The organism is Pseudoalteromonas sp. GutCa3, assembly GCF_002836155.1.
Taxonomy (GTDB): Bacteria; Pseudomonadota; Gammaproteobacteria; order Enterobacterales; family Alteromonadaceae; genus Pseudoalteromonas; species Pseudoalteromonas arctica.
In genome coordinates, this window is sequence record NZ_PJBK01000014.1 from 34,096 (window position 1) to 48,617 (window position 14,522).

A 14,522-nucleotide genomic window follows, 5' to 3' on the forward strand; every position below is an offset into this window, starting at 1 on the left:
ACTGTAAGCTCATATTTTTACCTTTTACTTATGGGTTTTTTCGAGCGATTGCAGTGTTTGCTCTTTGTTTTCCCATAAGCGGTTTAACTCGCTTTGAAAGCGAACTCTAAATTCAGAATCACCTGTGTAGTCACCAATAAGCTCTGCGCTTACTGGCCTTACTTCCACGTGTACGTTGATATTTTTTACCTTACCACCAGCAAAATCCATAAAAGTAGGAATACCATCTGGGTACTGAATGGTGACGTTAACCACTTTAGTAATTTGCTCGCCCATTGCTTGCATTACAAAAGCAATACCGCCCGCTTTTGGTTTTAATAAATGTGGGAACGGGCTATTCTGGCGCTCATGCTTTTGCGTAGTAAAACGAGTGCCTTCTACAAAGTTAACCACACTTACTGGCATCTCTTTAAATTTTTCGCAGGCTTTACGTGTGGTTTCTAAATCTTTGCCACGCAGCTTTGGATTCTTTTTTAATTGGCTTTTACTCGTGCGAGTCATAAACGGAAAATCAAGCGCCCACCAACACAAACCTAAAATAGGCACGTAAATAAGCTCTTTTTTCAAAAAGAAGTTTAAAAATGGAATTTTACGATTAAACACACGCTGTAATACTAAAATATCGACCCAGCTTTGGTGATTTGCAATTACTAGATACCAATCTTTTAGTTTAAGGTCTTCAAGGCCAGTTACATTAAGTTTAGTTGGCGTGAATAACGCTTGATTTAAGCTATTAAAGGTAACCCAAATAGTTGCAAATTGCTTAGCTGCCCAGCTCATAAGCTTTTGTAGAGGCTTAATAGGGATAAGCTTTATAAGCCCACAAACAAAAATAGGCACAAACCAAAAAAGTGTGTTTATTGTGTAAAAAATAATACTAAATACACTGCGAATAACTGACATTACTTCCATTCCTTTAAACATTGCGCAGCCACTAATACTGCGCTTTCAGTTGCTTACAAATTAATCTTCAAAATAGGTATAGCCTTCAAGGCCTGCATTAAGCTCAGCTAAATAACCTTCTTTACACTGCGTCGATACATCAAGTTTATTAACTTGGTACGCAAAGTTGTCAGCTAAAATGGCGCTATCATAGTCAACAAACTTTAATACATCCTTAACGCTATCACCTTTTATAGCATTGGTTAACACATAACCTTCGTCGTTAAGCTCTACGTGCACCGAATCAGTGTCACCAAATAGGTTATGTAAATCACCTAAAATCTCTTGATACGCGCCTACCATAAACATAGCGATGTGGTATTGCTCGCCATGCTTATATTCTGGTATTGGTAGGCTGGTTTCGATACCAGCGCCTTCAACGTATTCACGAATCTGCCCGTCAGAATCGCAGGTAATATCTTGAATAATCGCGCGCTGAGTCAGTGGCTGAGTTAAGTTTTCGATTGGCATAACAGGAAACAACTGCTGAATACCCCATACATCAGGCAACGACTGAAATAATGAAAAGTTAACAAAGAGTTTATCTGCAAGCTTTTCGTTTAAATCGTCGAGTACTTCACGGTGCGCGCGCGCATTATTACTAAGCGATGCACGTACACGATGTAAAATAGTAAAGTAAAGCTGCTCTATTTTCGCCCACTCTAGCATGCTTACTAAGCCATGCACGTACTGATCGTGCGCTTCGCTAAATAAGTGCATAGCGTCGTGATAAATCTCTAATGCCATACGCGGGTTTAAACGCTGTAAACACTGCCACATTTCATCAAGCACTAATGCGCTATTTTCAAGCGGTGGCTCTGGATTTAAATGATTAGGCGCTTTTTCTACGTCAATTACATCGGTAATTAATACCGCATGGTGAGCAGTTAAAGCACGCCCCGACTCGGTGATAATGGCCGGATGCGTAAGGTTATGCTGATCGCACACTTCTGCAAATGCATTCACTACGTTACGCGCGTACTCTTCTACGGTGTAGTTCATTGAACACGCACTACGTGAGCCAGAGCCTTCGTAATCAACGCCCAAACCGCCGCCCACATCAACTGTATTTAACGGTACGTTTAATTGTGTAAGCTCAGCAAAGTGGCGTGCACATTCACGTAAAGCACGGTGAATATCACGAATGTTGGCAATTTGAGAACCAATATGAAAATGCACCATTTGCATTAAGTGCAGCTTATTATGCTTTTTAAGCACTTCAACAGCACTTAGTACTTGGCCTGCTGTTAAACCAAACTTGCCTTTTTCGCCGCCCGTGTTTTGCCACTTGCCTTTGCCTACTGAGTTTAGGCGAATGCGAATACCAATAGCCGGTTCAATGCCTAGGTTGTCTATTTCTTCAAGTAGTGTGGTCAGTTCTGAAAGCTTTTCTACCACAATTTTTACGCTGTGGCCCATTGCTTGACCAATACACGCTAGGCGTAAAAACTCACTGTCTTTATAGCCGTTACACACTATTGTGATTGGCTCTTTTGCTACCCCCAAAATAGCCATAAGTTCTGGCTTTGAGCCTGCTTCTAGGCCAACAAGCCCGCTTGGATGCGCTAATAGTTTACTTACTACAGAACGTTGCTGATTTACTTTAATTGGGTAAACACAGGTGTATTTTCCGTTATATTCGCGATTTGCTCGCGCCTGCGTAAACGCGTTAGTAAGTGTGTCTACACGATTTTTTAAAATATCAGTAAAGCGTACTAAAACCGGCAACGTTAAACCTTGTTGCTTAAACTGCTCAGTTAATTGCGTTAAAGAAATGGCCGGTTTTGTTTGGTCGCCATCTGGGTAAGCCACCAGTTCGCCTTGTGCGTTAATATCAAAATAACCATCACTCCAATGAGCAACGTTATAAGTGGCGCGTGCTGTTTCTAAACCCCAGGTCATGGCAACTCTTCTTTAGTCAATTAGGTATAAAGGCGCATTTTAATACGTCACTATCCACTAGGCTAACAAAAATTGAACTTTCACTCACTCCTAACTAACTTTATTCGTCAAATCAGTTAAAATGTCATTGAGCAAAACGCCAAGCACTGGCAGAATTGCCCCTTTTTCATACTCAACCTAAAAAGTGTAATAGTAACTATGGCAAATTTAGATCAAAGTAAGTGGTTTACTGAAATTAGCGACCGCGATGGCAGCGCATTTTCATTACGTATTAATAAAAAGTTAGATGAAAAACAGTCTCCTTTTCAAAAGGTAGAAATGTTTGAAACCACAGACTTTGGTAATTTAATGATCATCGACGGGTGTACTATGGTAACAACCCGCGAAAACTTCTTTTATCATGAGATGATCAGCCACCCTGCACTTTTAGCGCATCCAAACCCTAAAAACGTCGTTATTATTGGCGGCGGCGACTGCGGTACTTTACGCGAAGTATTAAAACACCCAGGCGTAGAAACTGTAACGCAAATAGATATCGACGAAGTAGTAACGCAAATGTCGTTAAAATACTTCCCAGAGCTTTGTGAATCTAATAACGACGCCCGTGCAACTGTTATGTTTGACGACGGTATTAAATACATGCGCGAAGCCGCTGGCGAATCTATCGACGTAGTGATTGTTGATGGCACAGATCCGGTAGGTCCAGGTGAGGGTTTATTTAACCATGCGTTTTACACAAGCTGTTTAGATGCACTGCGCCCAGGTGGTATTTTAGTACAACAAAGTGAATCGCCACTTATGCACATGCCATTATTAGTTGAAATGCGCGAAGCAATGCTAAGCGTAGGCTTTAAGGATTTACAAACACTGCCATTCCCACAACCAATTTACCCAAGCGGTTTATGGTCAGTAACACTTGCGCGTAAATCACAAGCATTTGACGGTTTTAGAGAAGATGCAGCTGCAAATATTGCACAGCATAGCGAATACTATAACAACGGTATTCACCATGGTGCACTCGCTACACCTAACTACATGAAACGCGCATTCGATAAAAAATAATACCAATCTGCTTATATATAGGGTCTATTTAACGTTAAGAAAATTACGCTAGAACTAGGCAAAAATTTTTGTATCTAGTTGTTCTAAATAAAAAATTTTTAACGACGTTATAGTGCAATTTAATTCGTTAAATTGATCAAAGATTTATGCAGGTTGGTATAATCTATACCAATTTTATTAAACTAAAAAGGGAGCATTTAAATGCTCCCTTTTTTATACTTTTAAAAACGCCATTGCGCATTTAGCATTATTTGCTGCTGCGAGATTCGTTCATTAAATCCAATTGGCTCTCTATTTTTTGAAACACTTTTAAGTGCAGAACCTTCAACCCCTATTTGTAGTTTACTAGTGAGCTGGTAGCGCCATGTTGCTGTTAAGCCTTCCCCATTACTTGCATTAGGGTCAAACGCGGTTGTGTCGTTGTCAGTAACTTTAAAATAATCATAACGTACTGAAACTCGATGTTTGCCTTCTTTATGGCTCAGCATTAAATAATGGCTATAAAAAGCATTATCAATTAATGCATTACTGCCCATTTCAGTCTTGCCATTGAGTGCCTGGGCAATAAAACGTGTTTTACTGTTAAATTTATAAAGCCAAGCGGCGCTCGTGAATCGAGTATTCCAAGCATATTGCCCAGAACTATAATTAACAGTATTTGGATCGCCATTATTATCATAATAGTAGATTCTAAATTGAGACTGCTTTAAGTAATCCCAATGTATACCGGCGTAATAACCAAAGCGCCCGTCTACTTCCTCAAACGGTAAAACCTGATTAGCCTGCCAACGTAATTCGTATGAATTTAATGCCGCTATAGGCGCAAATTTAATACTTTCGTTAAATGTAGTTTGTCTATCGTGTAATGCAAAACCACGCCACGCAAGTAAAGTACCGGCAGGATCATTGCCTTTAAATGTAGCACCTACAAAACTAAAGCTATGAGCGCTGTTGAAACGTTTTGCTGGGCGCTTAATAGTTACCTCTGCGCCAACAGTGCGTACTTCCTCGCCTATCCAGCTATTAATAGCTGAGTTTGTATAGTTATAAGGAGAAGTCCACCCTATATCAGGATTTTCAAGCGACATAAGTGGGTAAAAGCCCCCCACGCGCATGTGCCATTTATAGTTGCTGTTAGATAGCGGCTGATACTTTATATAAGCCTGCGTAAAACCAAGGCCAACGTCAGGATCTTGATTCGCATTTAACACCCCATGAGCCGACCAACTAGATGCTAAATCAACATTAAAATCTAAAATACCTTGGGATAAAATAAGTTCGTCGCTTTTAGTATCGTGCCGATATAGCCCAAGGCCGCCCTCTTGGAAGCTACGTATATCGTCACCCTGCACGGCTCTAATTTGTATTAAGCCTTTTACTTGTGCATACAACACATTACTAAAACATAAAGCACCGGCTAAAAATGCCAGCCTCGTTAAGCGATTAATAGTCATCAAATTCATCCGTAGCAAAATCAATTTGCTCCGCAATTTCCTGCTTTACTTTATAAGTGATAGGGTTAGTAGCCACATTGATAGTTTGAGATTCAACCTTACTAATATCACTAAACCCAGAATGCCAAACACTTAACGTGTATTCGCCTGCATTGGCATTTAAATCAACATTCCCGTTTTCATCAGTGATTGCAAAAATAGTGCTATCTACCACCACAATATAACCTAACATCCAATCATGAATATTACAGCCAAGCTCAACAACACCCGTTTGATCAAAAGTAATGGGCGCTTTTGGGTGCTCCTTATATAGCTTTAATTCGAACGTTTTGGCTTTAGAAAATGAATAAACATGATGCATGATTGAGTCCGCATTCGGAAACTCTACCTTTGCATTTTGTGGGACAACTAAAATACGCGGCTTAAATTCTCGATTTTTCTGGGTCATCGCATAAGGTGCTTCTGGAGGAATAACGCTAGAGGTGTCTCCTGCAGTTAGCCATACAACAGCATTAGGTAATGGGTCATTATTAGCATTTTTAATTGTAATATTTGCTGCAAAAACTCCAGTACTAACACTTAGTAAAAATACATAAAGTAAGCTTTTTATCATTTTCTTGTCGCTATTATCAATTTGTTTACATTATAGACCGATTAAGCCACCAAATTCTTTCTATTTTTTAAAACATTGAATACGTATGTAAGCAGTCGTATTAATCATCAACAGTCATTATCCTTAAATGTCACCACCGACTCATCTAAGGACACACCATGAGAATACCAGCACTTGTGCTTTTAGCCTTTGCTAGTAATAGCTACGGACAAACCGTAGAGCTAAAATCGCCAGACACACAAATAACAGTAAGCATCTCTGACGAAAACAACACGCCAAGCTACGCAATAAAATTTAAAAACAAAGCGGTTATAAACAAATCTTTACTGGGGTTTGAATTTAAAACACAAGCAGCTTTTAGCGACGGCTTTAAAATTAAAAGCATTGAACAACAAAGCGTTAACTCGCAGTGGCAACAACCTTGGGGCGAACGCCAAAACGTTGTTGACGAATATAACGAAGTAGCCGTTACCTTTACAAAAAATGAGCCAAATAAAGGTACCTACACAATTCGATTTAAAGCATTTGATAGTGGTGTAGGTTTTCGATACGAAGTGCCACAACAAGCCGGCTTCGAACATACAGAAATAACCAAAGAGCTGACTGAATTTGCTATAAACAATAGCCATGATGCAACAGCATGGTGGATACCTGCTCGTGGCTGGAACCGCTACGAATATGTTTACAACACCACCCCACTTAACGAAGCTCCACTAGCTCACACACCATTTACGTTTAAAACAAGTGACGGTACTCATATTAGTATTCATGAAGCCGCACTTGTTGATTACGCAGGCATGGTGCTTAATCAACGCCGCTCTGGTACGTTTACTGCAGATTTAACGCCGTGGTCAGATGGTGTCGCCGTTAAAAAACAAGGTGCTTTTAAAACACCATGGCGCACCATTCAAATAGCCGACAGCGCTGTTGGCTTAGTTAATTCAGATATAATACTAAACCTAAACGAGCCTAATAAACTCGGTGACGTGTCGTGGGTTAAGCCTGGCAAATACGTGGGTATTTGGTGGGGTATGCATATAAACACGCAAACTTGGGGTAGCGGTAAAAAACACGGCGCCACTACGCAAACCACAAAATACTATATGGATTTTGCAACGCAGTATGGTTTTGATGGCGTACTCGTTGAAGGCTGGAATATTGGCTGGGATGGCGATTGGTATTTTAATGGCGATGTATTTAACTTTACCAAACCGTACGACGACTTTGATATAGCAGCGCTTACTCAATACGGCAAAGAAAAAGGCGTACAGCTCATTGGCCATCACGAAACATCAGGCAATGTAAGCAACTACCGTGACCAAATGGAAGATGCCTTTGCTCTTTACGAAAAATCAAACGTAAGCCAAGTAAAAACAGGTTATGTAGCCGATGGCGGAAATATAAAACGTATAGACAAAAACGGTATTGCTCGCCACGAATGGCATGACGGCCAGTTTATGGTTAACGAATACCTTTATAACGTAAAACTTGCGGCTAAGCATAAAATTAGCATTAATACTCACGAGCCAATTAAAGATACAGGCCTGCGCCGTACTTACCCAAACTGGATCGCGCGCGAAGGTGCACGCGGACAAGAATATAATGCATGGGGTTCACCACCTAACCCACCAGAGCATGTACCAATGCTTGCTTTTACCCGCATGCTTGCAGGACCAATGGACTTTACGCCAGGTATTTTTGATATGAGCTTTAATGGTTTAGGAGGCGATACAAACCGCCCACAAACCACACTCGCCAAACAACTCGCGCTTTATGTTGTTTTGTATAGCCCAATTCAAATGGCTGCCGACTTACCTAAAAACTATTTGGCTAAGCCCGATGCGTTTCAATTCATTCAAGACGTACCAACAGATTGGCAGCAAAGTATTGCTATTGATGGTGAAGTAGGCGACTTTATTGTATTCGCTCGTAAAGAACGTAAAAGCACTAAATACTCAGGAAATGATTGGTACCTAGGTGCTGTTACGGACGAAAAAGCCAGAACTGTTGAGGTAAAACTCGACTTTTTAGAGCAAGGCAAAAAGTTTGAAGCACAAATTTATAAAGATGGTAAAAGCGCAGAGTGGAAAAACAATCCGTACGATATAGCTATCGAAAAACGTATTGTAACTGCAAGCGATAAACTAACGCTTAAATTAGCCACTAGTGGCGGTACAGCTATTCGTTTTAAAGCACTTTAATATAATAAAGCCCCTGCATTTACTATGCAGGGGTTGATACCTTTATTGGCAAATATACTTGTGCACTTAAACCGCCTTCTGGGCGGTTTTCTAGTTTTACTTTACCGTCGTGCATATCAACAATGCGTTTAATAATAGCAAGGCCTAGGCCACTGCCTTCACTTCCTCGTGCAGCATCGCCTTGTTTAAAAGGCTCAAAAACAGACTCTAATTCGTTTTCAGGAATGCCGGGGCCACTATCGTTTACAGCGATAACTACATATTTTTTGTTTGAATTAAAGTAGCTAAGTACTTCAATATCGCCCTCAGAATAACGCAGCGCATTACCAATCATGTTAGTAATTACACGTTTAATAGCCACAGAGCTTAACGGTATATTGCCTATATTTGGATTACTTTTAAACGTAATAGTACGTTGATGCTGAAGCTCAGAATTGACAACCTCGGCAACTAAAGCATTTATATCTTCGCAACTTAGTTCTTCACGTTTATGGTGGCGTAGATACTCAATAAACTGATCAATAATCCCGTTCATGTCTTCTATATCGTAAATAATACCTTCACGGAGATAGTCGTCTTCATCAACCATCATTTCGGTAGCTAAACGAATACGCGTAAGCGGCGTACGTAAATCATGAGATACACCGGCCATTAGTAAACGGCGGTCGTTTTCAAGTGCGGCAATTCCGCGCGACATTTGGTTAAACGCGCGCGTTACTTCTATTACTTCTGTTGAGCCTTGTTCTTCTAACTTGGTAGAAAAGTCGCCTTTACCCACTTTCACTGCAGCTTGTTGCAGTGCTTTTAATGGTCTATTAAGGTGCCTTGCAAACAACCACCCACCCAGCACACTTAAAAAGCCAATACTTGATAAGTAAAAAGTTAAAAACTCTAAGTTGTTCTCTTTAAAGCCTTTAAGCGGTACTTTTACCCAATAACCTGGCGCTTGCGGTGCTTCAACCCAATAAATCAACGGATCAGTTTGGCTAATACGTACACGAGAATAACCTCCAAGTTGCTCAGTCATGCTGCGCGATAGCATAGAATATTCGCGGCTTTGCCCAAGCCCTTGGCGCATTGCTTCGCGCTGCGTCATGACTTCAATACCGGTAATTTCAAAAAACTTTGCAGATACTTCGTCGTTTATTTCAACGCCATCTTCCCAGTCAATGAATACTGTTTTAATTTGCTTAGCAAGCATCAAGTTAACTTGCTCAATGGTTGGTTTTACAACATAAAAACTAACCGTAACATAAGACACTATTTGATTTATGAGCAGCAGAGCCGCCACTAAAAAAACAGTTTGTCCAAAAGCACTGCGCGGAAACATGCCCATAAATATTACTTTTCACCGTCGGGAACAAACACATACCCCAAACCCCAAACGGTTTGAATATATCGCGGATTGGCAGCATCTACTTCAATCATGCGGCGAAGTCTCGACACTTGCACATCAATGCTTCGCTCAAGCGCACTGTAATCGCGGCCACGCGCTAAGTTCATTAGCTTATCGCGGCTAAGTGGCTCACGTGGATGCGAAACAAGCGCTTTAAGCACTGCAAACTCACCACTGGTAAGCGATATTGTTTTATCCCCTTCACTCATTTCGCGCGTTGCTAAATTAAGCGTAAATTTACCAAAAGCGATTAAGTTTTCTTCAGCAGCAGGTGCGCCTGGCACTTCTTTTGCTCGGCGACGTAAAATGGCTTTTATGCGAGCAAGTAGCTCACGTGGGTTAAATGGTTTTGGAATGTAATCGTCAGCGCCAAGTTCAAGACCAATAATGCGATCTACTTCGTCGCCCTTTGCAGTAAGCATAACAATAGGAATTTCATTTTCTTTTTGGCGTAGACGGCGGCAAATAGATAAGCCATCCTCGCCTGGGAGCATTAAATCGAGAACCATTAAGTGAAAGTTTTCTCGCTCTAGGAGTCTATCCATTTGCTCCGAGTTTCCTGCGGTTCTAACAATAAAGCCTTGCTCTACTAAATAACGTTCAAGCAAACTGCGTAAGCGCATATCGTCATCAACAACTAATACTTTTGTGGTTTCGTGTCCCATAATCTCTTTCTTATTTTTATATCCAATTACTAGTTAATATAAATGAAAAACTTAATAATCAAAAACTAATTACTTGCTTAGATTGTTACTGAACATTTCAAAGCTTACTTACTCGTACTTTATTACATTTTACGCTCGACAAGTTTTGGCAAATTTAATAACGTGCACACCATTAGAGCTAATAAAGAATTCACCATGAAAACAAATTTAGTTACCCGCGAAGGTTACTTACAATTACAACAAGAACACGACCAACTATGGAACGTTAAACGCCCAGAAGTAACAAAAATAGTTAGCTGGGCAGCCAGCCTCGGAGATCGCTCTGAGAACGCAGACTATCAGTACAACAAGCGTTTGCTACGCCAAATTGACCGTCGTGTACGCTATTTACGCAAACGCATACCTGATTTAAAAATCATCGACTACTCTCCCGTTCAAGATGGAAAAGTGTTTTTTGGTGCATGGGTCGAAATTGAAAACGAAGAAGGTGAAACTAAAAAATTCAGAATTGTCGGACCTGATGAAATTTACGACCGAAAAGATTACATATCGATAGACTCACCTATGGCGCGGGCGCTGATTAAAAAACAAGTAGATGACGATTTTGAGGTACCTACTCCTCAGGGTAAAAAACAGTGGTATGTAAACAGTATCGATTACCAAAAAAAGAAATAAAAAGTTTTGATTCAGATCATGTTAACTTTTGATTGTGTAAATTAAACCAATAAGCTATAACTGAATTATTCAAGTTGATTTGTTTAATTTGAAAGCAGTTAATTAAGGTCGTGGTTATGTCAAACATAGTACAGCGCATATTAAATAATGCCGTATTGTTTGCACTTTTAATGAGTGTAAGTTTGACGCTGCATGCCAGTAACACTGAAGTAAACCTTGATAACGCTAAACTATCTAATCACTTTATTGCTTGTGACATTCCTGACCAAGCAAACCTCGATTTTGACGTAGACTCTCACGTTAATACTATTACCTTTAGGTCGCCTCAACCACTTCCTAATGTCGTAGATTCTTTTTATAAGAGCACCAACCTAAACAGACCTTTTAGCACTGCGTACCAACGCGGACCACCTAGCTATTTAATTTAATTCATTATTTTACAACTTAATTAAATTTTATAACTACTAAGGTGACTACTATGTCTAACTTTAAAGAATTACGTACTCAAAATGTTTCTCACGGCGTTATTGCAAGCACATTTGCAGATGACCAACCATTGATTGATTTATCATCTCCAGCGCTAAAAATGGTAAATAACTTTACTCAAAAAACGCCCATTCGTGCAGAGCATACAACAACGATTACAGATGCACTTAAACAAGTTAGTGCACAACAATCTGATTTTGTTTTAGTAACCGACGAGAACCAAAAATTGATTGGTCTTGTTTCTAGCGCCGATTTACAAAGCTCTAAAATTACTATTATTGCAGAGCGTTTAAATACCCCACGAAGTGAAGTAAGCTTGCGCGATATTATGACGCCAATTAGCCGACTTACAGGTGTAAGCATGCAAAGTTTAAGCTATGCATGTATTGGTGATGCGCTGCAAACAATGGAGCATCAAGGTGTAATGTTTTTATTAGTAACAACAGCAAGTAGCGAAATTTGTGGTTTAATTTCAGCTCGCCAAATAGCTAAAACATTACATATTCCACTACATATTAGCCCTATTGCTCACTCTTTCAGTGAAGTATTAGAAAACATTGAGCATCCTCACTAGGGCGCTCTTTTAGTTGAATTTATTTACTCCCCTCCCAACCATCTTAAAGCAAGTGAAATAGCTTGCTTTAAGAGCTTTTTATTACTACCTCCTGTGATATTATTCAAGCAATTAACGGCGCCAGTAACACGCTTCTGGTCTTATTTTATTGTATAAAAAGGTTTTTGCATGAGCGATATCTCTGCACGTTTAGCCGGTGAGTTAAACGCACAGCAGCAACAAGTTGTTGCAGCTACAAAATTACTTGATGAAGGCGCAACTGTTCCTTTTATTGCCCGCTACAGAAAAGAAGTTACCGGCGGCCTAGACGACACCCAATTACGCCTTTTAGAGCAGCGTTTATCGTATTTACGTGAACTAGAAGAGCGCCGTAGTTTTATTTTATCGACCATCGAATCGCAAAATAAATTAACGCCAGAGCTAAGTGCCGATATAACTAATGCACAAAGTAAAACTGAACTTGAAGATTTATACTTACCTTATAAAGCTAAGCGCCGTACTAAAGGCCAAATAGCAATTGAAGCTGGTTTAGAGCCTCTTGCAGATGCACTATTTAAAGATGCTAACCTTGACCCAGAGCAACAAGCAGAGCAGTTTGTAAATGCTGAAAAAGGTTTCGCAGATACAAAAGCGGTACTCGAAGGCGCTAAATTTATCTTGATGGAGCGCTTTGCTGAAGACGCAAAATTACTTGCTAAATTTAGAAGCCACATAAGCCAAAACGGCGCAATTGAAAGCACTGTAATTAAAGGCCAAGAGCAAGCGGGTGCAAAATATCGTGACTACTTTGAGCATCAAGAACTTCTCAAAAAAGTACCTTCTCACCGCGCGCTTGCTATGCTTAGAGCCCGAAATGAAGGTGTACTTCAGTTAAATGTTAATCCAGAGCCTAGCGCTGAAAATTCAGCGCAACTATGTGCCAACATGATTGCTGACCATTACCGTTTAGATATTAAATATAAAGTGGCAAGTCCTTGGTTATTAAACGTTGTGCAATGGGCGTGGAAAATTAAGTTAGGATTACACCTAGAGAATGAATTTTTTGCAGCAATGCGCGAAAAAGCAGAAGCTGGTGCAATCGACGTATTTGCTAAAAACTTAAAAGATTTATTAATGGCAGCACCTGCAGGCCCTCGTACTACTTTAGGTCTTGATCCAGGCCTTCGTACTGGCTGTAAGATTGCCGTTGTTGATAGCACAGGTAAATTACTAGCTACACAAACTATTTTCCCTCATGCACCACAAAATCATTGGGATAAATCAGTGCGTACGTTAGAGCAACTTTGTCGTCAGCATAAAGTTGAGCTAATTGCGATTGGTAACGGTACTGCATCACGCGAATCAGATAAGTTGGTTGCTGAGCTTATGAAAGCAAACAGCGAACTTAAGCTTAGTAAAATTATGGTTAGCGAAGCGGGTGCATCGGTTTACTCAGCTTCTGAATTTGCAGCTAATGAATTCCCAGATTTAGATGTTTCTATACGAGGGGCTGTCTCTATTGCGCGCCGCCTTCAAGATCCTCTTGCTGAACTTGTTAAAATTGAGCCAAAATCAATTGGTGTTGGCCAATACCAACACGATGTATCGCAAAGCCAATTAGGCCAAAGTCTTATTTCAGTTGTTGAAGACTGTGTAAACTCAGTAGGCGTAGATTTAAACATGGCATCGGTACCGCTACTTACACGCGTATCTGGTTTGAACAAAACATTAGCGCAAAATATCGTTAATTATCGCGATGCTAACGGCACATTTACTAAACGTAGTGAGCTTAAAAAGGTTGAGCGTTTAGGGCCAAAAGCATTTGAACAAGCGGCTGGTTTTTTACGTATTAACAATGGTAGCGATCCTCTAGATAACTCATCAGTTCACCCTGAAGCTTACCCTGTTGTTAAACGTATTTGTGAACGCAATAGCGTAGATGTCAGTAACCTAATTGGTAACAGCGACTTTTTAACTAAACTTGCTGCTAACGATTACACTGACGAAAAGTTTGGCTTACCAACCGTTACCGACATTATTACTGAGCTTGATAAACCAGGTCGAGATCCTCGCCCTGAATTTAAAACAGCTGAGTTTAAAGCCGGTGTTGAAAAAATTAGTGACCTAAAACCAGGTATGATTTTAGAAGGCGTGGTTTCAAACGTTGCTAATTTTGGTGCGTTTGTTGATGTAGGTGTTCACCAAGATGGTTTAGTGCATATTTCAGCAATCACGAATAAATTTATATCAGATCCGCGTGAAGTTGTTAAAGCTGGTGATATTGTAAAGGTTAAAGTTGTTGAAGTAGACGCTGCACGTAAACGTATAAGCTTTACTATGCGCTTAGATGACGACATTGATACAAGTAATAAGTCAGCAGCGCCAGCTACGCAAAAACCACAAGCACGTGCTAATAATTCGCAACCTCGCGCTGCAAAGCCTAAACGTGACAACGGTAATGCGTTAATGGGTAATGCATTTGCCGATGCGTTCGCTAATGCTAAAGTGAAAAAATAATAGTTGTACAGCTAAGCTAAAACGAAAAAAACCGCGTAAGCGGTTTTTTTGTGGTT

General features: G+C 40.2%; 12 protein-coding genes. 6 read left to right on the top strand and 6 right to left on the bottom strand.

Annotation, left to right across the window (positions count from 1 at the left end; all coding sequences use genetic code 11):
• Window positions 1-24: 24 nt before the first annotated feature.
• Both CXF64_RS01150 and speA read right to left on the bottom strand, forming a co-directional pair.
• Entirely contained in the window at window positions 25-903 is an 879-nt protein-coding gene (locus CXF64_RS01150) for an acyltransferase (RefSeq protein WP_024591378.1), read from the bottom strand.
• Between the two features lie 60 nt (window positions 904-963).
• On the bottom strand, window positions 964-2,844 hold the full coding sequence (gene speA, locus CXF64_RS01155) for a biosynthetic arginine decarboxylase (protein WP_024591379.1): 1,881 nt from the start codon (window positions 2,842-2,844) through the stop codon (window positions 964-966).
• Between the two features lie 198 nt (window positions 2,845-3,042).
• Between speA and speE the strand changes: the two genes are divergently transcribed.
• Complete coding sequence (speE, locus tag CXF64_RS01160) at window positions 3,043-3,906, top strand: polyamine aminopropyltransferase (RefSeq protein WP_024608074.1); 864 nt, start codon at window positions 3,043-3,045, stop codon at window positions 3,904-3,906.
• 221 nt (window positions 3,907-4,127) lie between these two features.
• Here the strand turns inward: speE and CXF64_RS01165 are convergent, their stop codons facing one another.
• Both CXF64_RS01165 and CXF64_RS01170 read right to left on the bottom strand, forming a co-directional pair.
• Window positions 4,128-5,360 (bottom strand): hypothetical protein, encoded by a 1,233-nt coding sequence (locus CXF64_RS01165; RefSeq protein ID WP_101216086.1) that lies wholly within the window; start codon window positions 5,358-5,360, stop codon window positions 4,128-4,130.
• Complete coding sequence (locus tag CXF64_RS01170) at window positions 5,350-5,973, bottom strand: methylamine utilization protein (RefSeq protein ID WP_101216087.1); 624 nt, start codon at window positions 5,971-5,973, stop codon at window positions 5,350-5,352. The genes CXF64_RS01165 and CXF64_RS01170 overlap by 11 nt, the downstream gene beginning before the upstream one ends.
• Window positions 5,974-6,131: 158 nt before the next feature.
• Here CXF64_RS01170 and CXF64_RS01175 point away from each other — a divergent pair, with 158 nt between their 5' ends.
• Window positions 6,132-8,174 carry a glycoside hydrolase family 97 protein gene (locus tag CXF64_RS01175; RefSeq protein ID WP_101216088.1) on the top strand — a complete coding sequence of 681 codons (2,043 nt, stop codon included), beginning with the start codon at window positions 6,132-6,134 and terminating at the stop codon, window positions 8,172-8,174.
• A gap of 22 nt (window positions 8,175-8,196) precedes the next feature.
• On the opposite strand, the gene envZ is transcribed toward CXF64_RS01175, so the two are convergent.
• Both envZ and ompR read right to left on the bottom strand, forming a co-directional pair.
• The gene (gene envZ / locus CXF64_RS01180; RefSeq protein ID WP_024607434.1) at window positions 8,197-9,510 is read right to left on the bottom strand and encodes a two-component system sensor histidine kinase EnvZ; all 1,314 of its coding nucleotides are present in this window, start codon (window positions 9,508-9,510) and stop codon (window positions 8,197-8,199) included.
• Window positions 9,511-9,515: 5 nt separating this feature from the next.
• Window positions 9,516-10,235, bottom strand: coding sequence for an osmolarity response regulator transcription factor OmpR (ompR, locus tag CXF64_RS01185; RefSeq protein ID WP_002959552.1), 720 nt, complete (start codon window positions 10,233-10,235; stop codon window positions 9,516-9,518).
• A gap of 195 nt (window positions 10,236-10,430) precedes the next feature.
• Here ompR and greB point away from each other — a divergent pair, with 195 nt between their 5' ends.
• The 4 genes from greB to CXF64_RS01205 all read left to right on the top strand — a co-directional run bounded on the left by greB (window position 10,431) and on the right by CXF64_RS01205 (window position 14,466).
• A complete protein-coding gene (gene greB / locus CXF64_RS01190) occupies window positions 10,431-10,910 on the top strand; it encodes a transcription elongation factor GreB (RefSeq protein WP_007584978.1) in 480 nt (159 codons plus the stop codon).
• Between the two features lie 116 nt (window positions 10,911-11,026).
• Window positions 11,027-11,338 carry a hypothetical protein gene (locus CXF64_RS01195; protein ID WP_007584977.1) on the top strand — a complete coding sequence of 104 codons (312 nt, stop codon included), beginning with the start codon at window positions 11,027-11,029 and terminating at the stop codon, window positions 11,336-11,338.
• A 50-nt stretch (window positions 11,339-11,388) separates the two neighbouring features.
• Window positions 11,389-11,970, top strand: a complete 582-nt coding sequence (locus tag CXF64_RS01200; RefSeq protein WP_024594284.1) for a CBS domain-containing protein — start codon at window positions 11,389-11,391, stop codon at window positions 11,968-11,970.
• Window positions 11,971-12,138: 168 nt separating this feature from the next.
• Window positions 12,139-14,466: a Tex family protein gene (locus CXF64_RS01205; RefSeq protein ID WP_101216089.1), complete on the top strand. Its 2,328-nt coding sequence runs from the start codon at window positions 12,139-12,141 to the stop codon at window positions 14,464-14,466.
• The last annotated feature ends 56 nt before the right edge of the window (window positions 14,467-14,522 follow it).

What these genes read in the sequence shown, in the direction of transcription:
- envZ (WP_024607434.1), bottom strand. Translation starts at nt 9,510, where the DNA reads ATGGGCATGTTTCCGCGCAGTGCTTTTGGACAAACTGTTTTTTTAGTG.
- speE (WP_024608074.1), top strand. Translation starts at nt 3,043, where the DNA reads ATGGCAAATTTAGATCAAAGTAAGTGGTTTACTGAAATTAGCGACCGC.
- CXF64_RS01170 (WP_101216087.1), bottom strand. Translation starts at nt 5,973, where the DNA reads ATGATAAAAAGCTTACTTTATGTATTTTTACTAAGTGTTAGTACTGGA.
- ompR (WP_002959552.1), bottom strand. Translation starts at nt 10,235, where the DNA reads ATGGGACACGAAACCACAAAAGTATTAGTTGTTGATGACGATATGCGC.
- CXF64_RS01165 (WP_101216086.1), bottom strand. Translation starts at nt 5,360, where the DNA reads ATGACTATTAATCGCTTAACGAGGCTGGCATTTTTAGCCGGTGCTTTA.
- speA (WP_024591379.1), bottom strand. Translation starts at nt 2,844, where the DNA reads ATGACCTGGGGTTTAGAAACAGCACGCGCCACTTATAACGTTGCTCAT.
- CXF64_RS01150 (WP_024591378.1), bottom strand. Translation starts at nt 903, where the DNA reads ATGTCAGTTATTCGCAGTGTATTTAGTATTATTTTTTACACAATAAAC.
- greB (WP_007584978.1), top strand. Translation starts at nt 10,431, where the DNA reads ATGAAAACAAATTTAGTTACCCGCGAAGGTTACTTACAATTACAACAA.
- CXF64_RS01200 (WP_024594284.1), top strand. Translation starts at nt 11,389, where the DNA reads ATGTCTAACTTTAAAGAATTACGTACTCAAAATGTTTCTCACGGCGTT.
- CXF64_RS01205 (WP_101216089.1), top strand. Translation starts at nt 12,139, where the DNA reads ATGAGCGATATCTCTGCACGTTTAGCCGGTGAGTTAAACGCACAGCAG.
- CXF64_RS01175 (WP_101216088.1), top strand. Translation starts at nt 6,132, where the DNA reads ATGAGAATACCAGCACTTGTGCTTTTAGCCTTTGCTAGTAATAGCTAC.
- CXF64_RS01195 (WP_007584977.1), top strand. Translation starts at nt 11,027, where the DNA reads ATGTCAAACATAGTACAGCGCATATTAAATAATGCCGTATTGTTTGCA.